This is a genomic window from Methylobacterium sp. 37f (assembly GCF_023093475.1).
In the GTDB taxonomy this organism is placed as follows: domain Bacteria; phylum Pseudomonadota; class Alphaproteobacteria; order Rhizobiales; family Beijerinckiaceae; genus Methylobacterium.
The window spans coordinates 1-387 of sequence record NZ_JAGHKN010000137.1; the positions used below are offsets into that span (position 1 = coordinate 1).

Consider the following 387-nt stretch of genomic DNA (forward strand, 5'->3'; position numbering starts at 1 on the left):
TGACCGGACTGACCGGCGAGGACCTGCCGGTGGGGATCGCCGACTTCTTCAAGCAGACCTTGTCTTCCGGGCCCTTCAGCAAGAAGGGCAGGGTCGAGATCTACGAGACGCCGTTCGACAACCTGCACATCGTCACCTCCAGCCCCGAACTGGCCGACCTGCAGCCGAAGCTGGAGTCGAAGCACAAGATCAACAAGCTGCGCAAACTGCTGGACGAACTGGACGAAGACTACGACCGGATCTACCTGGATACCCCGCCGGCACTGAATTTCTACACGGTATCTGCGCTGATCGCTGCCGATCGCTGCCTGATTCCCTTCGATTGCGACAGCTTCTCCCGCCAGGCGCTGTATGGCCTTCTCCAGGAGATCGAGGAACTGCGTGACG

1 protein-coding gene is annotated in these 387 nt (G+C 60.2%); it reads left to right on the forward strand.

Features of this window, described 5'->3' with window-relative positions; translation table 11 throughout:
- Positions 1–387: AAA family ATPase (locus J7U37_RS24985; RefSeq protein WP_247637509.1), on the forward strand; the 387-nt coding region annotated here is incomplete at both ends.